The 24713-nt window shown below is 52.6% G+C and carries 19 protein-coding genes; 5 read left to right on the forward strand and 14 right to left on the reverse strand.

Translation table 11 applies throughout. From position 1 onward, the window contains the following. Nucleotides 1-35 precede the first annotated feature (35 nt). The 7 genes from SK32_RS05305 to SK32_RS05335 form a co-directional block, all read right to left on the reverse strand. Entirely contained in the window at nt 36-929 is an 894-nt protein-coding gene (locus SK32_RS05305; RefSeq protein ID WP_048211634.1) for a PhzF family isomerase, read from the reverse strand. A 96-nt stretch (nt 930-1025) separates the two neighbouring features. Continuing rightward, nucleotides 1026-1706: a respiratory nitrate reductase subunit gamma gene (gene narI, locus SK32_RS05310; RefSeq protein ID WP_048211635.1), complete on the reverse strand. Its 681-nt coding sequence runs from the start codon at nt 1704-1706 to the stop codon at nt 1026-1028. Then, nucleotides 1703-2398: a nitrate reductase molybdenum cofactor assembly chaperone gene (gene narW / locus SK32_RS05315; protein WP_048211636.1), complete on the reverse strand. Its 696-nt coding sequence runs from the start codon at nt 2396-2398 to the stop codon at nt 1703-1705. Before narW ends, narI begins: the two co-directional genes overlap by 4 nt. Beyond that, nucleotides 2398-3942, reverse strand: coding sequence for a nitrate reductase subunit beta (narH, locus tag SK32_RS05320; RefSeq protein WP_048211637.1), 1545 nt, complete (start codon nt 3940-3942; stop codon nt 2398-2400). The genes narW and narH overlap by 1 nt, the downstream gene beginning before the upstream one ends. Then, nucleotides 3939-7679 (reverse strand): nitrate reductase subunit alpha, encoded by a 3741-nt coding sequence (locus tag SK32_RS05325; RefSeq protein WP_048211638.1) that lies wholly within the window; start codon nt 7677-7679, stop codon nt 3939-3941. Before SK32_RS05325 ends, narH begins: the two co-directional genes overlap by 4 nt. A gap of 49 nt (nt 7680-7728) precedes the next feature. Beyond that, a complete protein-coding gene (locus SK32_RS05330) occupies nt 7729-9114 on the reverse strand; it encodes a NarK family nitrate/nitrite MFS transporter (RefSeq protein ID WP_048211639.1) in 1386 nt (461 codons plus the stop codon). A 211-nt stretch (nt 9115-9325) separates the two neighbouring features. Continuing rightward, the gene (locus SK32_RS05335; RefSeq protein WP_048211640.1) at nt 9326-9904 is read right to left on the reverse strand and encodes a TetR family transcriptional regulator; all 579 of its coding nucleotides are present in this window, start codon (nt 9902-9904) and stop codon (nt 9326-9328) included. A gap of 117 nt (nt 9905-10021) precedes the next feature. On the opposite strand from SK32_RS05335, the gene SK32_RS05340 reads away from it, so the two are divergent. Continuing rightward, nucleotides 10022-11509, forward strand: a complete 1488-nt coding sequence (locus tag SK32_RS05340) for an MFS transporter (RefSeq protein ID WP_048211641.1) — start codon at nt 10022-10024, stop codon at nt 11507-11509. Here the strand turns inward: SK32_RS05340 and SK32_RS05345 are convergent, their stop codons facing one another. From SK32_RS05345 to yddG, 3 genes are all read right to left on the reverse strand, one after another. Continuing rightward, entirely contained in the window at nt 11510-11890 is a 381-nt protein-coding gene (locus SK32_RS05345) for a GFA family protein (RefSeq protein ID WP_086523677.1), read from the reverse strand. It lies immediately after the preceding gene. Nucleotides 11891-12033: 143 nt separating this feature from the next. Next, complete coding sequence (ompD, locus tag SK32_RS05350; RefSeq protein WP_048211642.1) at nt 12034-13113, reverse strand: porin OmpD; 1080 nt, start codon at nt 13111-13113, stop codon at nt 12034-12036. Nucleotides 13114-13571: 458 nt separating this feature from the next. Continuing rightward, nucleotides 13572-14453 carry an aromatic amino acid efflux DMT transporter YddG gene (gene yddG, locus SK32_RS05355; RefSeq protein ID WP_048211643.1) on the reverse strand — a complete coding sequence of 294 codons (882 nt, stop codon included), beginning with the start codon at nt 14451-14453 and terminating at the stop codon, nt 13572-13574. 286 nt (nt 14454-14739) lie between these two features. On the opposite strand from yddG, the gene fdnG reads away from it, so the two are divergent. From fdnG to SK32_RS05380, 4 genes are all read left to right on the forward strand, one after another. Beyond that, the gene (gene fdnG / locus SK32_RS05365) at nt 14740-17787 is read left to right on the forward strand and encodes a formate dehydrogenase-N subunit alpha (protein ID WP_086523676.1); all 3048 of its coding nucleotides are present in this window, start codon (nt 14740-14742) and stop codon (nt 17785-17787) included. Between the two features lie 12 nt (nt 17788-17799). Continuing rightward, complete coding sequence (gene fdnH / locus SK32_RS05370) at nt 17800-18684, forward strand: formate dehydrogenase N subunit beta (protein ID WP_048211646.1); 885 nt, start codon at nt 17800-17802, stop codon at nt 18682-18684. Then, nucleotides 18677-19333, forward strand: coding sequence for a formate dehydrogenase-N subunit gamma (fdnI, locus tag SK32_RS05375; protein WP_048211647.1), 657 nt, complete (start codon nt 18677-18679; stop codon nt 19331-19333). Before fdnH ends, fdnI begins: the two co-directional genes overlap by 8 nt. 128 nt (nt 19334-19461) lie before the next feature. Further along, nucleotides 19462-20064, forward strand: a complete 603-nt coding sequence (locus tag SK32_RS05380) for an inorganic diphosphatase (RefSeq protein ID WP_048211648.1) — start codon at nt 19462-19464, stop codon at nt 20062-20064. Nucleotides 20065-20107: 43 nt separating this feature from the next. Here the strand turns inward: SK32_RS05380 and SK32_RS05385 are convergent, their stop codons facing one another. From SK32_RS05385 to maeA, 4 genes are all read right to left on the reverse strand, one after another. Beyond that, complete coding sequence (locus SK32_RS05385; RefSeq protein ID WP_048211649.1) at nt 20108-20392, reverse strand: HigA family addiction module antitoxin; 285 nt, start codon at nt 20390-20392, stop codon at nt 20108-20110. After that, a complete protein-coding gene (locus tag SK32_RS05390) occupies nt 20392-20670 on the reverse strand; it encodes a type II toxin-antitoxin system RelE/ParE family toxin (protein WP_048212587.1) in 279 nt (92 codons plus the stop codon). Before SK32_RS05390 ends, SK32_RS05385 begins: the two co-directional genes overlap by 1 nt. A gap of 219 nt (nt 20671-20889) precedes the next feature. Then, nucleotides 20890-22605 (reverse strand): ABC-F family ATP-binding cassette domain-containing protein, encoded by a 1716-nt coding sequence (locus SK32_RS05395; protein WP_048211650.1) that lies wholly within the window; start codon nt 22603-22605, stop codon nt 20890-20892. A 309-nt stretch (nt 22606-22914) separates the two neighbouring features. After that, nucleotides 22915-24612 (reverse strand): malate dehydrogenase, encoded by a 1698-nt coding sequence (maeA, locus tag SK32_RS05400; protein WP_048211651.1) that lies wholly within the window; start codon nt 24610-24612, stop codon nt 22915-22917. Nucleotides 24613-24713: the final 101 nt, after the last annotated feature.

Below are 24713 nucleotides of genomic sequence, written 5' to 3' on the forward strand. Positions count from 1 at the left end.
GCGGCGTAATCGCCTTATCCGGCCTACCTGAAGATTTAAAAATCGATCGCCCATTCGGCGTGAAACAGGATCACAGCAGAGCCGGAAATCGTTACTTTCTCAGGCTGGTTATCACGGATAGTCACCGTCACATCAACAATACCGTCACGCCCGAGCGCGCGACCCTGGTGGCCCTGAACATGCAATGTTTTGCCATCATGAGCCATCAGGTTATGGTGTACCAGCCACGCGCCCATTGGACCATTCGCGTTGCCGGTGACCGGATCTTCCACAATACCAATAGCTGGCGAGAACATGCGGCCATCGGTGGCGTTTTCGTCCTTGCGAATTTGAAAAGGGAAGAACCCGTTACAGCCAATTTGCTGGCTGATAGCGGTCAGGGCAGGCAAATCAGGGGAAAGGGCGTCGAGGTCCACCTCAGGCTTCAGCGCAATCATCACTTTAGAGTGTCCGGTGGTGGCTACCTGAATGGGTAATCCGGGCAACATATCGTCTTCACTCAGGTGCAGCGCATCGATTATCGCGGCACGTACAGCACCTTCCAGCGGAGCTTCGAATCCAGGTACGCCTTGTTCAAGACTGATGCGATAGTCATTGTCGCTCAATTCAATATTGACCCGATGACGACCGGCGAGCGAGGTTTGCCAGACGGTGCTGTTGCCCAGACCCAGCACGTTGGCCCGCACGTAATGTGCGGCGACGGTAGCGTGTCCACAGATAGGAACTTCGACCGTCGGCGTGAAATAACGAATGCGAACATCGCTGTCGTCACTGGTCAGTAGAAAAGCCGTTTCCGAATGGCGCAGCTCGCGAGCAATGAGCTGCATCTGGGCGTCACTCAGTCCGTCAGCATGCAACACCACACCCGCTGAATTGCCGCGAAAGGGTACTGAGGTAAAGGCATCGACGTGATAAACCTGTGGTTTCATTAGCGTTCTCCTGGAATGGAGAAGCATCATAACGTACAAGAAGCGGGATAGCGATGTTGCCCGGTAAGCGCACGCGCTACCGGGCAGCAGAGGAAATTAGCGGCGCGAACGCACTATCTGATAACGGCGGGTAAAGTACTCAAACGGCGCACTCCACACGTGAACCAGGCGGGTGAACGGGAACAGCAGGAAAATGGTCATCCCCAGCACCAGATGCACACGGAAAATCCACGCCACGCCATCCAGATGCGCAGACGCACCGCCCTGGAAGGTGACGACCGACTGCGCCCAACCGACCAGTTTCAGCATTTCACTGCCGTCTGGATGTTGTGCCGAAAACGGGATGGTGGTCAGGCCGAGGATACACTGAATCAGTAGGATACACAGGATCAGAATATCGGCGGTCGAGGAGGTTGCGCGAATGCGCGGGTTAGTCAGTCGGCGCACCAGCAGGCCCGCGCCACCTACCAGTGTCAGCACGCCACATAGCCCACCGGCAATCATTGCCATCTGTTGCTTTACCGCAATCGGCAGAAACCAGGCATACATCCAGTGCGGCGTTAACATGCCAAACAGGTGCCCGAAAAATATCCCCAGAATGCCGATATGGAATAAGTTTGACCACAACACCATACCGCGTTTGTCCAGCATCTGGCTGGAAGAGGCGCGCCATGTGTATTGCCCGTAGTCGTAGCGTAGCCAACTGCCGAGGATAAACACCGTACCGCACAGGTACGGATAGATATCGTAAAAAAAAACGTTCAGGTACTGTATCATTTCGGGCCTCCCGCGCTGACGTCGACATACTGAGGTGCCACGTCCTGGCTAAAGCGTCGTTGATAGTTTTGTAACGGTGAACTGTCACAGGTGGTGGCGTTATCCTCGATAAACTTCACCTGTTCCTCCTCCCAGACCGCATCCAGCGCCTGACGGGTATCGTCGCGGGTTTCCGTGCTAACCTGTTTAGTGACACTGTCACTTGACAGAGGGCTTCCGGCAAGCTGCAACAGGGCATCAAACAGTTGATACCACGGTGTATCGCGCTGCTTCAAACGCCCACCCAGCAACGCCAGAATCGGTGCGACGTTCTGCAGTCCTTCTTTGGCCTCCGCTTCCGGTAACACGCTTAAGTACTCAAGATATAAAGGCAGGTGATCCGGCAGTTCACGACAGTTAAGCTGCAGCCCGACCTTTTCGTACTGCGCCAACAGATCGACCATCGCCTGACCACGGTCGCGGGACTCGGCGTGCACGTGTTCAAACAACAGCAGAGAGGTGGCCCGGCCCCGGTCAAAGATTTCGCACCATTCAGCTTGTTTATCCAGTAACGGCGCATTGAGCAGTTCCTGGCTAAAATCGCTCAGCATTGGAGCATCGCTGGCCACAAGCGCCAGCGCGTCGTCTTTACACTCCCATAGCAGCTCGTCGGGGTATTCCATCAGCAGACCGATAACCTTGAGGATTTGCATTATTGACCCTCCGCTTTATCGCGTACTTCGGTGATATCGATAGCGTCAATGCGGCTACTGTTAAACAGATTGAACTTAGTGTCCGAGCCGTGACAGCCGTCGCCGAAGGTAAAGCCGCAGCCGTTTTTCTCCGGGAAGGCATCACGCGCCATTTCACGATGGCTGGTTGGGATCACAAAGCGGTCTTCATAGTTGGCGATGGCCAGATAGCGGTACATCTCCTCAACCTGTTCAACGCTCAGACCCACTTCCTCAATCGCGCGAGTATCCGTAACACCTTCTACGGTTTGCGAACGCATATAGTGGCGCATCGCCATCATCCGTTTCAGGGCGCGCAGTACCGGGCCGGTATCGCCCGCGCTAAGCATATTGGCGAGGTACTGTACCGGAATGCGCAGCGACTCAACCGCAGGCAAAATGTTGCCATTGTGCGGCAGTCCGCCCGCGTCGGCGACTGACTGAATCGGTGACAACGGCGGCACGTACCAGACCATCGGCAGGGTGCGGTATTCCGGATGCAGTGGTAGCGCCAGCTTCCAGTCCATCGCCATTTTGTAAACCGGTGAACGTTGGGCCGCTTCGATGACGTTGTGCGGAATACCCTGTTTAAGCGCTTCTTCAATCACCGCCGGATCGTGCGGGTTAAGGAACACATCGCACTGACGCTCGTAGAGATCGGTTTCATGCTCGGTGCTCGCTGCTTCCTCGATACGGTCGGCGTCGTACAGCAATACCCCGAGATAACGGATACGCCCAACGCAGGTTTCTGAACACACCGTCGGCTGGCCGGACTCAATACGCGGGTAGCAGAAAATACACTTCTCTGACTTACCGCTCTTCCAGTTAAAGTAGATTTTTTTGTACGGACAGCCACTGATGCACAAGCGCCAACCGCGACATTTGTCCTGGTCGATCAGCACAATGCCGTCTTCTTCACGCTTATAAATAGCACCGCTCGGGCAGGTGGCGACACAGCTTGGGTTCAGGCAGTGTTCGCACAGGCGCGGTAAATACATCATGAAGGTGTTTTCGAACTGTCCGTACATCTCCTTTTGCATCTTCTCGAAGTTACGGTTGCGGGCCCGTTTTGAAAATTCGCCGCCAAGCAGTTCTTCCCAGTTGGGGCCCCAGATAATCTTGTCCATCCGTTTACCATCTATCAGCGAACGCGGACGCGCGGTGGGCTGATTCTTGCTCTCCGGCGCGCTATGCAGATGCTGATAATCGTAGGTAAACGGTTCATAGTAATCATCGATTTGCGGGATCACCGGGTTGGCGAAAATTTTGGTGATCACGCCCATCTTACCGCCCAGACGCGGTCTGATCTTGCCGTTGACATCGCGAACCCAGCCGCCTTGCCACTCTTCCTGATCTTCCCAGTTTTTCGGGTAACCAATGCCCGGCTTGGTCTCGACGTTGTTAAACCACGCATATTCCATCCCTTCACGCCCGGTCCAGACGTTTTTACAGGTGACGGAGCAGGTGTGGCAGCCGATGCACTTATCCAGATTCAGAACCATGCCTACCTGTGAGCGTATTTTCATTTTTTCGCCTCCTGTACCTGATCGCGACCTTCATCATCCAGCCAGTTAATGTTTTTCATTTTTCTAATCATGATGAACTCATCGCGGTTAGAGCCGACCGTCCCGTAATAGTTGAAGCTGTATGCCAGTTGCGCATAGCCGCCGATCATGTGCGTCGGTTTCGGGCAGACGCGGGTGACCGAGTTATGGATCCCGCCACGCATCCCGGTGACTTCGGAGCCAGGGATATTCATGATTCGCTCCTGGGCGTGATACATCATGGTCATTCCCGGCGGCACGCGTTGACTCACCACTGCACGCGCGGTGAGCGCGCCGTTGGCATTGAAAGCTTCGATCCAGTCGTTGTCTTCAATACCTAACTCCTTAGCATCAGTTTCACTGATCCAGACAATCGGCCCGCCGCGCGAAAGCGTCAGCATCAGCAGGTTTTCACTGTAGGTAGAGTGGATCCCCCATTTCTGGTGCGGCGTCAGGAAGTTGAGGGCTTTTTCCGGGAAGCCGTTAGGCGGAACCTCGCGCATTTCACTGACGCTGCGGGTATCGATAGGCGGACGATACGCCACCAGGCTTTCACCGAACGCTCGCATCCACGCGTGATCCTGGTACAGCTGCTGGCGACCGGACAGGGTACGCCATGGGATCAACTCGTGGACGTTGGTATAGCCTGCGTTATAGGAGACATGTTCGCTTTCAAGGCCGGACCAGGTCGGACTGGAGATGATTTTGCGCGGCTGCGCCTGGATATCGCGAAAACGAATCTTTTCGTCTTCTTTGTTCAACGCCAGATGCGTATGGTCGCGACCGGTCATCGCCCCCAGCGCTTCCCACGCCTTCACCGCCACCTGACCGTTGGTTTCCGGCGCCAGGGCGAGGATCACCTCAGAGGCATCCAGCGCGGTATCAATCAGCGGTCGGCCTTTTGCCGGACCTTCGCGTTTGGTGTAGTTCAGCTTGCCGAGGAAATCGACCTCCGCCTGGGTATTCCACGCAATGCCTTTCCCGCCGTTGCCGAGTTTGTCCATGAGTGGACCGAGCGAAGTGAAACGTTCCCAGGTGGCGGGGTAGTCGCGCTCCACAACGGCAATATTCGGCGCTGTTTTACCCGGCAGGAGATCGCATTCGCCTTTGCGCCAGTCCAGAATGTCAAACGGCTGCGCCAGCTCTGCCGGAGAGTCGTGTTGCAGTGGTTGCAACACCACATCCGTCTCTTGCCCAAGATGTCCCACACAGACCTCGGAGAACACTTTGGCGATGCCTTTATAAATTTCCCAGTCGCTTTTTGACTCCCAGGCAGGATCGACTGCAGCCGACAGCGGGTGAATAAACGGATGCATATCCGAGGTATTCATATCGTCTTTTTCATACCAGGTGGCGGTAGGTAACACGATATCGGAGAACAGACACGTACTGGACATGCGGAAGTCGAGCGTCACCAGCAGATCGAGCTTGCCTTCAATCGCCGCCGACTGCCATTCAACCTCTTCAGGTTTAATACCGTCGCTTGAACCGAGCGCTTCTCCCTGGATCCCGCTTTCGGTACCCAGCAGATATTTGAGCATGTATTCATGCCCTTTACCGGAGGAGCCGAGCAGGTTAGAGCGCCAGACGAAGAGGTTGCGTGGGTGGTTTTTGCCGCTATCCGGCTGCTCGCAGGCAAAACGAATATCACCCGACTTCAGCGCTTCGGCAGTGTATTGCGCAGGAGATAACCCAGCCTGTTCTGCCTTCGCTTTGACGGTCAATGGGTTAAGGTTAAGCTGCGGCGCAGAGGGCAGCCAGCCCATTCGTTCAGCACGTACGTTAAAGTCAATCAAATGTCCGCTAAACTTCGACGCATCGGCCAGCGGAGAGAGGAGTTCCTGAGCAGTGAGTTTTTCATAGCGCCACTGGCTGGAGTGGTTGTAGAAAAACGAGGTGCTGTTCATCTGACGCGGTGGGCGGTTCCAGTCCAGCGCAAAGGCCAGCGGCAACCAGCCGGTTTGCGGACGCAGTTTCTCCTGACCCACATAGTGCGCCCAGCCGCCGCCGCTTTGTCCCACGCAACCACAGAACACGAGGATGTTAATCATCCCACGGTAGTTCATGTCCATGTGGTACCAGTGGTTAACGCCAGCCCCGAGGATGATCATCGAACGGCCATGCGTTTTGTGCGCGGTATCGGCAAACTCACGGGCGATTTGTTCGATATGACGGCGTGGCACGCCGGTAATTTGCTCACCCCAGGCCGGGGTGTAGGCTTTTACTTCGCTGTAATCTTGTGCGCTATGAACATCATCCAGACCACGGTCGAGGCCGTAATTCGCCAGCACCAGATCATAGACGCTCACCACCGGACAAACGCTGCCATCTGCGAGGGTGAGACGTTTTACCGGCAATTGTCGAATCAGCACCGGCTCCTGCTTCACGCTGCGAAAATGTGGGTTTTCGTTGCCGCCGAAATAGGGGAATGCCACGCCGGTCACGTCATCATGCTGACCAAGCAGCGAGAGGGAAAGCTCTGTTTCAGCGCCAGCCGCCAGCGATTCGAGATTCCATTTGCCTTTTTCGCCCCAGCGAAAACCAATCGAACCGTTCGGGACAACCAGTTCGCCTGCGCGGTTGAAAGCCACCGTTTTCCACTCCGGATTGTTGCTTTCGCCCAGGCCATCAACCAGGTCTGAAGCGCGCATGATGCGTCCAGGTACGTAGCTGCCATCTTCGCGGGCATCCAGCAGCACCAGCATTGGCATGTCGGTATAGCGGCGACAGTAATTGAGGAAGTAATCGCTGGGATTATCGAGGTGGAACTCTTTCAGGATGACGTGGCCCATTGCCATCGCCAGCGCGCTGTCAGTACCTTGTTTGGGTGCCAGCCACTGGTCACAGAGTTTGGCGACTTCCGAGTAATCCGGCGTAATGGCAATCGTCTTGGTGCCTTTGTAGCGTACTTCCGTGAAGAAGTGGGCGTCCGGGGTACGGGTCTGTGGCACGTTAGACCCCCAGGCGATGATATAGCTGGAGTTATACCAGTCGGCTGACTCCGGAACGTCGGTCTGCTCACCCCAGGTCATGGGTGACGCAGGCGGTAAATCGCAGTACCAGTCATAGAAGCTCAGGCAGGTTCCGCCCAGAAGTGAGAGATAGCGCGTACCCGCCGCGTAGGAAACCATCGACATTGCGGGGATGGGCGAGAATCCGGCCACGCGGTCCGGGCCATAGGTTTTTACCGTCCAGACGTTGGCAGCAGCAATCAGTTGATTAAGCTCTTTCCAGTTGGAACGGATAAACCCGCCGCGCCCGCGCACCTGTTTGTAGCTCTGGCACTTCTGCGGGTCGTTCATGATCGATTCCCAGGCCAGCACCGGATCGGGCTGGCGGGACAGGGCGTCACGCCACAGCTCGATGAGACGTTTACGCACCAGCGGATATTTCAGGCGGTTGGCGCTGTACAGATACCAGGAATAGCTGGCACCACGCGGGCAGCCGCGTGGCTCATGATTTGGCAAGTCAGGACGGGTTCGCGGGTAGTCAGTTTGCTGTGTTTCCCAGGTCACCAGTCCGTTTTTAACGTAGATTTTCCAGCTGCATGAGCCGGTACAGTTCACGCCGTGGGTAGAGCGCACAATTTTGTCGAACTGCCAGCGCTGACGATAGCTGTCTTCCCAGTCCCGGTTGGTGTGCATCACTTGCCCGTGCCCCTCGGCAAATGTCTCACCCTTTTGTTTAAAGTAGCGAAAGCGATCTAACAGTTTACTCATGACATAACTCCTGCTTCGAATAACGTTGCCTGCACAGGCCAAAAGATGACTATTTTTTTTGTGATTTACGGCCGTAAACCAGCCAGGTCACCAGCACGCAGACGATGTAGAACACAAGGAATATTTTCATGGCGCCTACCGGAGATCCGGTCAGCGCCAGCGATGAACCAAACGCTTTCGGGATAAAGAAGCCCCCGACAGCGCCAATTGCGGAGATAAATCCCAGGGCGGCGGCGGTATCGGTTACCGCCTCACGCTGGGCCTGTTCTTCAGTACCACCGTGCAGCTTCACCCGGTAAATAGTTATTTTGCGAAAGATCACCGCAATCATCTGGAAGGTTGAACCACTGCCCAGACCCGCGGTCAGGAACAAGCCCATAAACACCAGGTAAAACGCGATAAAGCTTCCTTCGCCCGAGCCGGGCAAAGTGAGAAACAGCAGGGCGCTGAACAGTGCCATAAAGATGAAGTTAATTAAGGTGACACGCACACCACCAAACTTGTCAGAGATCACGCCGCCAGCCGAACGCGCAAGCGCGCCGATGAACGGGCCGAAGAACGCCAGTTGCAGAATATTCACGTCAGGGAATTGTGTTTTCGCCAGCATGGCAAAGCCGGCCGAGAAACCGATAAATGAACCGAAGGTGGCGAGATACAGCAGGCTTAGCAGCCACAGATGAAAGCGTTTGAGGACCGGTAGTTGAGAGGCGATTGAGGCCTTCGAACTGGCGATGTCATTCATTCCCACGCCCGCAGCCAGCGTTGAGAGCAGCAGCAGCGGAACCCAAATCCATGCGGCGTTTGCCAGTGACAGTAAAGAACCGTCAGGCTGCGGCACGCCTTGTACCCCTAAAAAGGTAAATAGGGGCAGGAAAATGACTAACGGCGCGATTAACTGCATCACGCTGACACCAAGGTTACCGAGCCCGCCGTTAACACCTAGCGCACTGCCTTGCTTCGCTTTCGGGAAGAAAAAGCTGATATTACCCATGCTGGAGGCAAAGTTAGCGCCAGCAAAACCACACATCAGCGCAATAATAATAAATACGCCAAACGGAGTAGCGGTATTTTGCACGGCAAATCCGAGCCAAAGGCAGGGAATGACCAGAATAATGGTGCTAAAAATGGTCCAACGGCGTCCACCAAATATAGGTACCATAAAGGAGTAGGGGACTCGCAATATTGCGCCTGAAAGAGAAGGCAATGCGGTTAATAAAAACAGTTGGTCGGTGGTGAAATTAAAGCCAATTTTATTCAAATTGACGGCCACAGCACTGAACAACATCCAGACACAGAACGCCAGCAATAGACAACTCACTGATATACATAGGTTTCTTCGGGCAATGTGCTTACCTTTATTTTCCCAAAAGGCGGGGTTCTCCGGTTTCCAGTCAGTTAAAAGATAACGATTATTTTTCTCATTTGATGCTGACATATTATTCTCCATGCACATGCCGTTCATGAAAAAGAAATAAACGCATACAGCGCCGCGCGAGTTCTTTTAGAAACTATTGAAAAGTTTTGGGAATATTGACTGAAAGAATAGATAAAAAAGCGCAATAACGCGGCGCGTCAGAGGAATAACACGTTGCTTAAGTGTTACTAATTGTAAATTGAAAAGGTGTATTGTTAATTCATTTATAACATCAAATAAATAACTCCAGTGTTATCATGCGATCCAGGTGGCGCTCGAACGCTGGATCGGCCATTTCCTCAATGCCTAATACATAGATACCATCCAGACCGCATACCAACGCAATTAAACGCCAGGCCACATCGGCGGCATCTGGGGTGGATGAAAACTCACCGGCCTTCTGTCCCTGAGTGATAATATTCGCGGTTTCCTCGTGCCACATCCGCATGGTCAGCAGGTAAGCGCTTTTGATTTCCGGATCTTTATCCGCCAGAACCTGTGCTTCACGCCACAGTTTTATATAGGGTTCGAACCCACCGTCTTCACTTCCCAACATGGCATGGAGTCGTTCACGGTAAGTTGCGTTTTCACTGACCAGTTCGGCATCGAGAAGGGTGCGAATCAGGCGGACAAAGGCCTGGGATTTAAGCTCACCGGCAGACGTAAAATGATGATGCAGTTGCCCGGTCGCTACCTGAGCCTCTGTGGCAATACGTCTAACCGTCATGGCGGAAAATCCTTCTTCAAGCGCCACGCGCATTGCCGCCTGCAGGATCACTTCCCGACGTTCATCCCGATTCATATAGCTCATGCTTCCTCCCTATATTCACATTATTGCCAGTTTAACAAAAAGTTGGACATACGTTCAATTTTCCGTAGGATCGCTAAAGCTGGACATGTGTCCAGTTTCAGTTTTGTAGGGAGTTTTATGTTTCGTCAGTGGTTAACGTTAGTGATTATTGTGCTGGTCTACATCCCTGTTGCGATTGATGCAACGGTGCTGCACGTTGCCGCGCCCACGCTGAGTATGACGCTGGGTGCCAGTGGTAACGAGCTGCTGTGGATCATTGATATCTATTCTCTGGTAATGGCCGGTATGGTGTTACCGATGGGGGCGTTGGGCGATCGCATCGGTTTTAAGCGCTTGCTGATACTGGGGGGGGGGCTATTTGGTCTGGCTTCGCTGGCTGCCGCGTTTGCTCACAGTGCCGGCTGGCTAATCGCAACCCGGGCCGTGTTGGCTATTGGTGCGGCGATGATCGTTCCGGCGACGCTGGCAGGTATTCGCGCCACCTTTGCCGAACAACGTCATCGTAATATGGCGCTCGGTGTTTGGGCTGCCGTCGGTTCAGGCGGTGCAGCATTTGGTCCCTTAGTCGGTGGTATGTTGCTGGAGCATTTCTACTGGGGCTCAGTGTTCTTAATCAATGTGCCCATTGTTCTGGTGGTGATGACATTGACCGCACGTTACGTGCCGCGCCAGACTGGACGCCGCGATCAGTCGTTAAATTTTGGCCATGCGATTATGTTGATCGTGGCGATTTTACTGCTGGTTTACAGTGCTAAAACGGCGCTAAAAGGGCATATGGCGACCGGGGTTATCGTATTGACGCTGTTAACAGGAGCAGTGCTGCTGTGGAAATTTGTTCGTATTCAGCTCGCGGCCTCACGTCCGATGATTGATATGCGGTTGTTCACCCATCGCATTATCTTAAGCGGCGTGGTAATGGCGATGACTGCGATGATCACCCTGGTGGGATTTGAGCTGTTGATGGCCCAGGAATTACAGTTTGTTCACGGTTTAACGCCGTATCAGGCGGGACTGTTTATGCTACCCGTCATGCTGGCGAGTGGCTTCAGCGGCCCGATTGCCGGTATGTTGGTTTCACGGCTGGGATTGCGCTGCGTGGCAACGGCAGGTATGGCGTTGAGTGCGGTCAGTTTCTACGGTCTGGCAATAACGGATTTCAGCACTCAGCAGATCCAGGCCTGGATATTAATGGCGTTACTGGGGTTCAGTGCCGCCAGTGCGCTACTGGCCTCAACGGCGGCCATTATGGCGGCAGCCCCGGCTGAAAAAGCCGCTGCGGCGGGGGCTATCGAAACCATGGCCTATGAATTGGGGGCCGGTCTTGGGATCGCGATTTTTGGTCTCTTGCTAAGCCGTAGTTTTTCCGCATCGATTCTACCGCCTGCCGGCCTCAGTGCGCAGGATCTGGAACGTGCTTCATCGTCAATGGGTGAAGCGGTGCAATTAGCACATTCTCTTTCGCCGTCTCTTAGCGACGCGTTGCTTGCAGCTGCCAGAGAAGCATTTACCTGGTCGCACAGCGTGGCGTTGAGCAGCGCTGGCAGCATGCTTATCGTATTAGCGGTAGGGATGTGGTTCAGCCTGGCAAAAGTGAACCATCAATAACTAGTGAGCTAAATGACAGGGGTAATCCATCGCTTCGACTTCTTTTCCACTCAGGCGAGCGTATTGCCCCGTCAACCGCCAGAACGCAGGCTGTGTTTCGGTATAGATTTCAGCCGCCAGAATCAGACGGCGGCGATCCACCTCATTCAGCTCCAGCAATGTCCACGGAATAAAGTAGCGGTCGCTATCGGTCAGCGTAAACCACAAGGGGCATCCACAGCCGGAACAGAAGAAACGTTCTCCGCGCGTTGATGAGGGAAAGTGCGAAGGTTCTGCTGAATCAGGGGAAAGTAGTGGATGACCGCTGGCTTCCAGATACATGGCGACACCACCGGACCATTTCTGGCACAGCGTGCAGTGGCAGGCATAGACATCAAGCATTTCGACGTTTACGGTAAAATGACTCTGTCCGCAAAGACAACGACCAGTGAACGTCTGCACGGCATACTCCTTATGACCGAGTCTACATCAAGAGAAAAAGCCAGCCCTGGATGGACTGGCTTTGTATTCAACTTACAACAAAATTAGAACTGGTAGTTCAGACCAACTGCCACGATGTTGTCAGTGCTAACACGTGCGTCAGAAGTGAATTTGTTGTCGTCCAGCAGGTTGATTTTGTAATCAACGAAGGTAGACATGTTTTTGTTGAAGTAGTAGGTCGCACCCAGATCAACGTATTCAACCAGATCCTGGTCGCCGTAAACACCCAGATCTTTACCTTTGGATTTCAGGTAAGCGATGGACGGACGCAGACCGAAGTCGAACTGGTACTGAGCAACAACTTCAAAGTTCTGCGCTTTGTTAGCAATACCGTCTACTTTACCGAACGTGGTCATGTTGCGGGTTTCAGAGTAGGTAGTTGCCAGGTAGATGTTGTTCGCATCATATTTCAGGCCAGCAGCCCATACTTCTGCGTTTTTACCGGAAGCGTAGAATTCGTTGTTGCCATTACGCATCTGGTCATCAGTACGGTCAGATTTCGCATAGGTTGCACCGATGCCGAAGCCTTCGTATTCATAAGTAGAAGACAGACCGAAACCGTCACCGTTCGCTTCAACGTCGCTGCTACGGTCGTTTTTGCCCTGATACTGAGCAGCAAAGTTCAGACCTTCAACCAGACCGAAGAAGTCAGTGTTACGGTAAGTTGCAACGCCGGTAGCACGCTGAGTCATGAAGACATCAGTCTGGGTCCAGGTATCACCGCCGAATTCCGGCAGGACGTCAGTCCATGCGCCGATGTCGTAGGCTACGCCGTAGTTACGACCGTAGTCGAAAGAACCGTATTCAGCGAATTTCAGGCCAGCGAATGCCAGACGGGTTTTGTCTGCTTCGGAACCTTGATCTTCAGAACGGTTGCCTTTGAATTCATATTCCCACTGGCCGAAACCAACCAGTTGGTCGTTGATCTGAGTTTCGCCTTTGAAGCCCAGACGCGCGTAAGTTTTGTCACCATCGCTGCTGGTATCGTCAGAGAAGTAATGCTGAGCGTGAACTTTACCGTACAGATCCAGTTTGTTACCGTCTTTGTTATAAATCTCAGCTGCGTTTACCGCACCCGCTGCCAACAGGGTAGTCACTGCCACTGCAACTAATTTAAGTTTCATTCTAAATAATCCTTATAATTTTTTCTTGATGTGTTTCCTAAACCATTGCTAAACGAGGCCGTTCATCAATGACGAACTATTTTTAAATGACGATGTGGTATTAGTTCAATAATAAGTTTCATAATATTGCGGAATATTTGAATTTGTGTGATCTAGATCTACATAATACAGCTGATTATATTAATATTAATATGTGACCTTTTGTTGGGATATATTTTCGGCGGGGACTATTGTGCTGGTTATGGTTTACTAATCGTTAGTAACCTATGTAAAATATATACAACCGGAGGGTTATAGGTAAACATATAATATTTTCGGCTGTTGATTAATTACCAGTTGCTTAACATTTAATTAAACAAATAAAAACATAATACACAAGCGAAATGTACAATTATTATCCGTTAACTGACCAGAGTGTAGCCGGGTTCTATCTCTATGCCAGAAACCCGGCCTGATTTCTATATCCGACGTGTTGCCAGCCAGCACAGTAGTGAGCCAGCACAGACCATCAGTGCGCCTTGCCAGAACGAGAACGACAGCGGGGCGCTGAGCAATACAGCAGCCAGGGCAGAAGAAAGCACTGGGGTGAAATAAGACCCTACTGCCATGACAGTGACATTTCCGTGTAAAATTCCGATATTCCAGGCCGCATAGGCAAATCCTAGTGTTAATGCAGCCGTGAACATCTTAATGGTCACCGGTGTGCTGAAAACCATTTCTGGTTGTGGCGTCATAAAATAGTAGGCCCACAAACTTGCCGCCGTCAGTAAAACAAAAACGGTGATACCGTTAAACCCTTTCGCAAATTTATTAGTGACAGTGCAATACGTTGCCCAGATAAAAGCGCCCAAGAATGCGAGAAAATAACTCAGCGGGCTACTGGCAATGTTGCTGATAATTTCACCTGGATTTAGACCGTTCTCGCCACCTAAAACCCAGCAGACTCCGGTCAATGCGAGAATTAATCCTGGAATAATCATCCAGTTTGTTTTTTGACCATTAAATAATATAGCAAACAAAATCGTCAGACTTGGCCAGAGATAATTGACCATTCCTACTTCTATTGCCTGGTGTCGGGTAGCGGCATAACCTAATGCCAACGCCAGGCAAATTTCATAGCTGACAAAAAGCACGCTACCGGCGATTAAATAACGAACAGGTATTTTTCTAATATTTGGAAATCCGACGGTAAATATCAGCAGCAGGCCGCTTAGCGAGAAGATCATCGCTGCGCCGCCCGCTGGCCCGAGACCTTCGCTTACCCCACGAATCAACCCCACCATCGTGCTCCACAGCACAATGGCGATGAGCCCGATTAACGTTGCTTTTTGTTTTGTCATGCTGTTTGTCTGTCCGTCGTCCTGGCAAAAATGAAGCTGAAATTTATAGCACTTTTACGTCAGCACGGGCTAACTAATTAGCTTTTAGCTAACCCCTTGTGGGTACACAGGTTACACAAACTGCACTATTTAGTAGCGGAACCGTTTCGTTATTGATTTGACGCAAAAAAAATATGGATATAGCTGTTAGTTTCGTCGCGAAGTTGTACATGTCATCTTTCAGACTGCCGCGCTGGCGCAAGGTGAAAGATGTCTTGTACGAACCCCTGTAAAAAAGAGGAAAGCAATGGACGTCAGCCGCAGACAATTCTTTAAAATCTGCGCGGGCGGTATGGCGGGAACAACAGTGGCCGCACTGGGTTTTGCACCCAAAATGGCACTGGCTCAGGCGCGAAACTACAAACTGTTACGCGCAAAAGAGATCCGAAACACCTGCACATACTGTTCCGTAGGTTGCGGGCTATTAATGTATAGCCTTGGTGATGGAGCAAAAAACGCCAAAGAGTCGATTTATCATATCGAAGGGGATCCGGATCATCCGGTGAGCCGTGGGGCACTTTGTCCTAAGGGCGCAGGATTACTGGATTACGTGCACAGCGAAAGCCGTTTACGCTACCCGGAATATCGCGCTCCCGGTTCCGACAAATGGCAACGCATCAGTTGGGATGAAGCTTTCTCCCGCATCGCAAAACTGATGAAAGCAGACCGTGACGCCAACTTTATTGAGAAAAATGAGCAGGGCGTGACGGTAAACCGCTGGCTTTCAACCGGGATGCTGTGTGCATCTGCGGCGAGTAATGAAACCGGCATGCTGACGCAAAAATTCGTGCGCTCACTCGGCATGCTGGCGGTAGACAACCAGGCACGCGTCTGACACGGACCAACGGTAGCAAGTCTTGCTCCAACATTTGGTCGCGGTGCGATGACCAACCACTGGGTTGATATCAAAAACGCTAACGTCGTAATGGTGATGGGTGGTAACGCCGCTGAAGCACATCCGGTGGGATTCCGCTGGGCGATGGAAGCTAAAAACAACAATGATGCTACGCTGATTGTTGTCGATCCCCGTTTTACACGTACAGCGTCGGTGGCGGATATCTATGCGCCGATTCGCTCCGGCACGGACATTACGTTCCTTTCCGGCGTATTGCTGTATCTGATTGAAAATAACAAAATCAATGCTGAATACGTTAAGCACTACACCAACGCCAGCCTGCTGGTGCGGGATGATTTTGCTTTTGAAGACGGTTTGTTCAGCGGTTACGACGCCAAAAAACGTCAATATGATAAGTCGTCCTGGAACTACCAGTTCGATGAAAATGGCTACGCAAAACGCGATGAAACCTTAAGCCATCCCCGTTGCGTGTGGAACCTGCTCAAACAGCACGTTTCCCGTTATACGCCGGATGTGGTGGAAAACATCTGCGGTACGCCGAAAGCCGACTTCCTGAAAGTGTGTGAAGTTCTGGCCTCCACCAGTGCTGCAGATCGTACCACGACCTTCCTGTACGCGCTGGGCTGGACACAACATACCGTTGGGGCGCAGAACATCCGCACCATGGCGATGATCCAGTTGCTGCTCGGTAATATGGGGATGGCCGGTGGCGGCGTAAACGCATTACGCGGTCACTCCAACATTCAGGGCTTAACCGACTTGGGTCTGTTATCAACCAGCCTGCCCGGTTATCTGACGCTGCCGTCAGAAAAGCAGACTGATCTGCAAACCTATCTGGCCGCCAATACACCCAAAGCGACGCTGGCCTCCCAGGTGAACTACTGGGGCAACTATCCGAAGTTCTTCGTCAGTTTGATGAAATCTTTCTACGGCGATGCGGCACAGAAAGAAAACGACTGGGGCTTTGAATGGCTGCCGAAGTGGGATCAGTCCTACGACGTCATCAAATATTTCAACATGATGGATAGCGGGAAAGTTACCGGCTACATCTGTCAGGGCTTTAACCCGGTTGCGTCCTTCCCGGACAAAAACAAAGTAGTACAGAGCCTCAGCAAACTGAAGTATCTGGTGGTTATTGATCCGCTGGTCACAGAAACGTCCACATTCTGGCAAAACCACGGCGAATCCAACGATGTCGATCCGGCGTCGATTCAGACTGAAGTTTTCCGTCTGCCATCCACCTGCTTTGCAGAAGAAGACGGCTCGATTGCTAACTCTGGCCGTTGGCTGCAGTGGCACTGGAAAGGTCAGGATGCACCAGGTGAAGCGCGTAATGACGGCGAAATTCTGGCCGGTATTTACCATCGTCTGCGCGACATGTATCGCACCGAAGGCGGTAAAGCTGTAGAGCCTGTGCTGAAAATGAGCTGGAACTATAAGGTGCCGGACGAACCGCATTCCGAGGAAGTGGCCAAAGAGAACAACGGCTATGCGCTGGAAGATCTCTATGATGCGAATGGCGTGCTGGTGGCGAAAAAAGGTCAGTTGCTCAACAGCTTTGCGCTCCTGCGTGACGACGGTACAACGTCATCCTCCTGCTGGATTTATACCGGTAGCTGGACCGAGCAGGGCAACCAGATGGCTAACCGCGATAACGCTGACCCATCAGGTCTGGGTAATACGCTGGGTTGGGCATGGGCATGGCCACTGAACCGTCGAGTACTGTACAACCGCGCTTCGGCAGACCCGCAGGGTAAACCGTGGGATCCGAAACGGATGTTGATCCAGTGGAACGGTACTAAGTGGACCGGTAACGATATCCCTGACTTCAACAACGCCGCACCGGGCAGTGGCACCAATCCGTTTATCATGCAGCCGGAAGGGCTGGGGCGTCTGTTTGCTATCGATAAGCTGGCGGAAGGGCCGTTCCCGGAACACTACGAGCCGATGGAAACGCCGCTGGGTACGAACCCGCTGCACCCGAACGTGATCTCCAACCCCGCAGCGCGTCTGTACGAAGCGGATGCCTTGCGTATGGGGACGAAGCAGGACTTCCCATACGTCGGAACCACCTATCGTCTGACCGAGCATTTCCACACCTGGACCAAACACGCACTGTTAAATGCGATTGCCCAGCCAGAGCAGTTTGTGGAAATCAGCGAAACGCTGGCGTCAGCAAAAGGTATCGGCAACGGCGACTACGTGAAAGTCAGCAGCAAGCGTGGATTTATTCGCGCAGTTGCGGTGGTCACCCGTCGTCTGCAAACCCTGAACGTCAACGGTCAGCAGGTTGAAACCGTAGGGATCCCGATCCACTGGGGCTTTGAAGGAGTCGCGCGTAAAGGATTTATTGCCAACACCCTGACGCCGAACGTCGGTGATGCAAACTCGCAAACGCCGGAATACAAAGCGTTTTTAGTTAACATCGAGAAGGCGTAAGGGGGCGAATATATGTCTATGGAAACGCAGGACATCATCAAAAGGTCCGCAACAAACTCCATCACGCCGCCACCTCAGGCCCGTGATTACAAAGCCGAAGTCGCAAAATTGATCGACGTTTCCACCTGTATAGGCTGTAAAGCCTGTCAGGTGGCCTGCTCAGAGTGGAACGATATCCGCGATGAAGTGGGTCATTGCGTCGGGGTGTATGACAACCCCGCAGATCTCAGCGCCAAGTCCTGGACGGTGATGCGGTTTACCGAAACCGAACAGAACGGCAAGCTGGAATGGTTGATTCGTAAAGACGGCTGTATGCACTGTGAAGATCCGGGCTGCCTGAAGGCATGCCCGTCTGCCGGAGCAATCATCCAGTACGCGAACGGGATTGTTGATTTCCAGTCAGAGCATTGCATTGGTTGCGGGTACTGTATTGCCGGGTGTCCATTTAATATTCCGCGCCTCAATAAAGAGGATAACCGCGTGTATAAATGTACGCTGTGTGTGGATCGCGTCAGCGTCGGGCAGGAACCTGCCTGCGTGAAGACCTGTCCGACCGGGGCAATACATTTCGGCACCAAGCAGGAAATGCTGGAAATGGGCGAGCAGCGTGTGGCAAAACTGAAAGCACGTGGTTATGAACATGCCGGTCTCTACAACCCGGAAGGTGTGGGAGGCACGCACGTCATGTACGTTCTGCATCATGCCAACCAGCCGGAGCTGTATCACGGTCTGCCGAAAGAGCCTAAGATCGATACCTCTATCAATCTGTGGAAAGGGGCGCTGAAACCGCTGGCTGCTGCCGGATTTATCGCTACCTTCGCCGGGCTGATTTACCACTACATTGGCATCGGCCCGAATAAGGAAGTGGACGACGACGAGGAGGATCATCATGAGTAAGTCGAAAATGATTGTGCGCACGAAATTTATCGATCGCGCCTGTCACTGGACGGTGGTGATCTGCTTTTTCCTGGTGGCGCTGTCGGGGATTTCGTTCTTCTTCCCGACTCTGCAATGGCTGACGCAAACCTTCGGTACGCCGCAGATGGGGCGTATTCTGCACCCCTTCTTTGGTTTGCTGATCTTCGTTGCGCTGATGTTCATGTTTGTGCGCTTTGTGCACCACAACATCCCGGATAAGAAAGACATCCCGTGGCTGAAAAACATTGTGGAAGTGCTGAAGGGCAATGAACACAAAGTGGCGGATGTGGGCAAATACAACGCCGGACAGAAAATGATGTTCTGGTCGATCATGAGCATGATTTTTGTGCTGCTGGTCACGGGCGTTATTATCTGGCGTCCATACTTTGCGCAGTATTTCCCGATGCAGGTAGTGCGTTACAGCCTGCTGATCCACGCTGCGGCGGGCATTATTCTGATGCACGCTATCCTCATTCATATGTATATGGCATTTTGGGTGAAAGGATCAATTAAAGGCATGGTTGAAGGGAAAGTGAGCCGTCGCTGGGCGAAGAAGCATCACCCGCGCTGGTATCGCGATGTTGAAAAGCTGGAAGCAAAGAAAGAGAGTGAAGAAGGGGTTAAGTAAACCTGACGCTTTCTGACAACAATGGCGCTGCGGATGTAGCGCCATTTTTTTGCCAAAAAAACGTCATGTTTCTGTCATTTGGTAAACGTAAGGTGTTGTCTTTCCAATAAGAGAAGAGTTAAAAGACAATGCATCTGGTGAAAAAACTACTCGCAGTCAGCGTGTTTCTCTGTGCGTCCGCTCAGGCGCAGAATATCCTCGAATTTCCGCAACCGGAGAATAACCCGGAAGAGTTTTATGCCGTGACTGAAATCCCGGCAGGCGGGATCATAAAATATGAAACCGACGCCAAAACCGGCTTTATCATTGCCGATCGTTTCCAGTCGATGCCGGTTGCCTATCCGGCAAACTATGGCTCATTGACCCAGTCCCTGGCAGGTGACGGTGACCCGCTGGATGTGATTTTCTATACCCGGGCACCGCTGGCCCCGGGAACGCTGATCAAGTTGCGCGCGATTGGCGTGCTGAAGATGATTGATGGCGGGGAAAAGGACGATAAAATTGTCGCCGTGCCGGCCAGCAAAATTGACCCCACCTATGACGACATCAAAGAGTTGAGCGATTTGCCAAAGATCGAAGTGCAACGACTGGAGTCGTTTTTCCGCGTGTACAAAGAGTTGCCCGAAGGGCGTAAGAAGGTCGAATTAAACGGTTTCAACGACGCAGCTACGGCAAAGCAAGAGATCAAACAGGCCTGGGATGCCTGGAAAGAAAAACAGCCGAAACAGTAAATGAAATGCCGGATGGCGTTAGCGTATCCGGCATTCACTTTTATCACTGCGCTGCCAGCTTACGCAGGCGTGAAATATCCACGTTTTTTTTGGCCTCTGCCAGGCTCCAGGCATTTTGCAGGTTTAACCACATTTCGGGTGAACTGCCAATCACCACGGAGAGTTTAATCGCCATCTCAGGCGTTAGTGCCGCTTTCCCGGTTAATAGCCGACTTGCCGTTGAAGGTGCAATCTCCATCGCTCTGGCAAACTCGCGCAGGCTGACAGTGAGTTCGTCCAGCGCTTCCTGAATGATATCCCCAGGACGGGGATGATTTGCCATCTTCATCAATGATAGTCCTCGTAGTCCAGTATGTACGCGTCGCCATTGACGAATTCAAACGTAATACGCCAGTTACCTGAAACAGAAATTGCCCATCTGCCGTCACGCTCGCCCACCAAAGGATGTAGCTGATAACCGGGCATATTGATATCTGTAACCTTGTTTGCTGCATCAATAACGGCAAGTCTATGTCGTAATCGTCGGACATGTTTTGCCATAACGCCTGATGTTCGTCCATGAAGAAACAAATCGCGCAATCCCTTGTGTCTGAAGTTCATGATCATCCGTATCATCCTTGTTCCTTCAAGAGGAACACTACCATTAATGTTCCTTTAAGCGCAACACCAGGATTGCGCTATTCAAAATTGTGCGGCGAATGCGCAGAAAGAGAAAGGGAGAAGGGGCATATCTGGAAAGCGCCATGCAAGAATTGCCGGATGGCAGGCCTACACGCGCATTTTGCTAATGTAGGCCGGATAGGCTTGCGCCATCCGGCATAGAGATTACTCCAGTTGTGAGTTCAGGCGCTCAATCTCTTTACGCCATTGCGCCTGCAACAGCGGCTTTTGATGTTTCGGCTTGCGGGCGAGATCGTCGGCCAGACGTTGCTCCAGCTCGAGGAGTTGTTCCAGCAATTCATCGCTGTCACCGCGTATTTCGGCCCTCGCTTCGACCACCGTTTTGGGAACGCTCATCTCCTCAGACGTTTCCCGAATACGATCGTTGATCGCGTCCAGATCGTGCCATTCGCTAAGTTCGCCATTATCGATAAACCAGAACCTATTACAGCTTTGGCTGATAAGCTGACGGTCATGGCTGACCAGCAGCACGCCGCCGCTGAAACTTTGTAGCGTCTGCGCCAGCGCTTCTTTACCTTCCATATCCAGATGGTTGGTTGGTTCATCGAGCATCAGCAGGCTGTAGCGCGCAAGCGTAAGCCCCACAAACAGCAGCCGGGAGCGCTCTCCGCCGCTTAATGTACTGACCCTCTGCCCATGACGAATCCACGGGAAGCCCGCGCTAATCAGCGCCATCTTGCGAACATCAGGCTGCGGAGCAAACGGTTCGAGCGCATCAAACAACGTGTCGTCATCTGTGAGCTGGTGTAGCGTCTGATCGTAATACCCCAGTGTGACGCGAGAGTGCAACATCAGTGAGCACAATGCCATTTGCGACTGATATTGCTGCCAGATAAGCCGTAGCAGCGATGATTTCCCGCAACCGTTACGCCCGACAATCGCCACGCGATCGCCGCTTTTTAACCGGATACCGGCAATGGAAAACAGTGTATCTGCGTCGGGAGCAGGGGCTACAGACAGATTGGTCATCTCCAGCAAACGATCTGCACGCAGGGCATCACCCTGCAATGTTAGTGTCCACTGACTTCCTGCGGTCACTTCCGTCTGAACATCCTTCAGGCGCTGCACCTGCTTTTCCATCTGCTTTGCTTTGCGGGACAAATCTTCGTTGTCATAGACACGCCCCCAGGTTGCCAGTCGTTTGGCACTGGCGGTAACGCGATCAATCTCCTTTTGTTCCGCCTTATAGCGCAGTGCATCGCTGGCATCTCTCTCAACTAGAGCCTGACGAGCGGCGCTGCAGGCAAGATCAAAAGCGTGCAGTGTGCGATCGCGCAGGATCCATGTTCCCTGCGTGACGGCATCAAGCAGTTGTGGATCATGGGACACCACCACGAAACTGCCAGACCAGTTCTGTAAGAACTGCTCCAGCCATAGCAATGTCGGCAAATCCAGGTGGTTGCCAGGTTCGTCCAGTAGCATCAGGTCAGGGTTTCGCATTAGCGCACGCGCCAGCAGCAGGCGTGTGTGCTGTCCACCGCTCAGAGTTTGCGCAGTGAGATGCAAATTTTCCGGCGTAAAGCCCATTTCGGCAAGCAACGCTTCAACCCGCCATTGTTGAGCCGCACGCTCATGCTCAGGAAGTTGAGCGAGAACGGCTTCCTGCAGCGTAAGAGGCAGTATATCGTCCGGCAAGTGCTGCTCCACACGGGCGAGGTGGCAGTGATTCGCCTGCGCAATGGTTCCACTGGTGGGGGCGATGGTGCCATCAAGCAGTTTTAACAGCGTGCTTTTTCCGCAGCCGTTGTAGCCGATTAGCCCAATGCGGTCGCCTTTTTTGAGGGTAAATGAGAGATCGTCGAACAGGGTGCCGAATGCCGTATCAACGTGTAAGGATTGTGCGGTTAGTAATGTGCTCATTGTTGCTTACTCAAGAGTTACAGGCGTAAAAACGCCTCGTCAAACATCGCTGACGATAACCCGGTAAGCCCGAGAGAAGGGGATTTAGATGTTAGCTTCGCTCAAGCAGAAGTTATCGCAGCACGATACCGATAACGCTTGAGCACTGGCGATCGCCAAAAGCATGTGAAACGATGAAACGTTCACAGTACAGCATAAGTATCCTCCTTTTATATTTCCGAATGTTAATCGATGGTGAAAGTGTAAACGCAAGCTACTGGATTACGCAAGTGTTGAACACCCGGCGGTAGAGCACCGCCGGGCAAACCGTCAAATAGAAGTACGACGGTAGTCGCGATATTCCGCCTGCCAGAAATTCTCGTCGATTGCCTGTTGCAGCGCTTCAGCGGAGGTTTTCACCGCCACGCCTTGCTGCTGGGCCATTTTACCGACGGCAAAGGCAATGGCACGAGAAACCGTCTGAATATCTTTCAGTTCCGGTAACACCAGTCCTTCACCGTTCAGCACCAGCGGTGAGTACTGCGCCAGCGTTTCGCTGGCCGACATCAGCATTTCATCGGTGATGCGTTTGGCGCCAGAGGCTATCACGCCAAGGCCGATACCCGGGAAGATGTACGCGTTATTACACTGGGCAATCGGGTAGATTTTATCTTTCCATGCGACCGGGGCGAACGGGCTGCCGGTGGCAACCAGCGCGTTACCTTCGGTCCAGGCGATAATATCCTGTGGCGTGGCTTCAACGCGCGAGGTCGGGTTAGACAGCGGCATAACGATCGGACGCGGACAATGCTTGTGCATTTCGCGAATGATCTCTTCAGTAAACAGGCCAACCTGTCCGGAAACCCCGATCAGGATGTCAGGTTTAACGTTGCGGACCACGTCAAGCAACGACAGCACATCTTCTTGTGTATCCCAGTGCTGAAGATTTTCGCGTTTTTGCACCAGTTTGGTCTGGAAAGAGAGCAGGTTGGGCATTTTATCGGTTAACAGGCCGAAGCGATCGACCATGAACACGCGTTGACGCGCGGCTTCTTCGCTTAAACCTTCACGCTGGATTTGCGCGATGATCTGCTCGGCAATCCCGCAACCGGCGGAACCCGCCCCAAGGAAAACAATGTTCTGCTCGCTCAACTGGCTGCCGGCTGCACGGCTGGCCGCAATCAGCGTACCGACGGTAACCGCTGCGGTGCCCTGAATATCGTCGTTGAATGAGCAAATTTCATCGCGATAACGGGTCAGGAGCGGCATGGCGTTTTTCTGCGCGAAATCTTCAAACTGCAACAGCACGTCAGGCCAGCGATGCTTCACGGCCTGGATGAATTCATCAACAAATTCGTAGTATTCATCATCAGTAATGCGCGGATTACGCCACCCCATGTACAGCGGATCGTTCAGCAATTGCTGGTTGTTGGTCCCGACGTCAAGTACCACCGGCAGGGTGTAAGCCGGACTAATCCCGCCACACGCGGTATACAGCGACAGCTTACCGATTGGAATACCCATCCCGCCGATCCCCTGATCGCCAAGACCAAGGATGCGTTCACCGTCGGTGACAACGATGACTTTGATATTGTGGTTCGGGACGTTTTGCAGAATATCGTCCATGTTGTGACGGTTCTGATACGAGATAAACACGCCGCGGGCGCGACGATAGATCTCAGAGAAACGCTCACAGGCCGCGCCTACCGTTGGGGTGTAGATAACCGGCATCATCTCATCAAGATGATTATGCACCAGTCGATAGAACAGGGTTTCGTTGGTATCCTGGATGTTGCGCAGGTAAATATGTTTATCGATTTCGGTTTTGAATCCCTGATATTGGATCCAGGCACGTTCAGCCTGTTCTTCAATCGTCTCGACCACTTCCGGCAGTAACCCCAGCAGGTTGAAGTTACGGCGTTCTTCCACACTGAAAGCGCTCCCTTTATTCAGTAAAGGGAATTCCAGCAGTACCGGGCCAGCGTAAGGGATGTAAAGGGAACGCAGTTTTTTAGTTTCGTTTTCCATGTCACTCACTCTTTTTTGAATAACCGTCCCTGGCACTCTTTATGATCGTATAGGGCCTGTCCGCCAGGGAAACGGGCGAAGTATAAAGCATTGTGAATGGG

The organism is Citrobacter sp. MGH100 (genome assembly GCF_001034465.1).
Classification (GTDB): domain Bacteria; phylum Pseudomonadota; class Gammaproteobacteria; order Enterobacterales; family Enterobacteriaceae; genus Citrobacter; species Citrobacter youngae.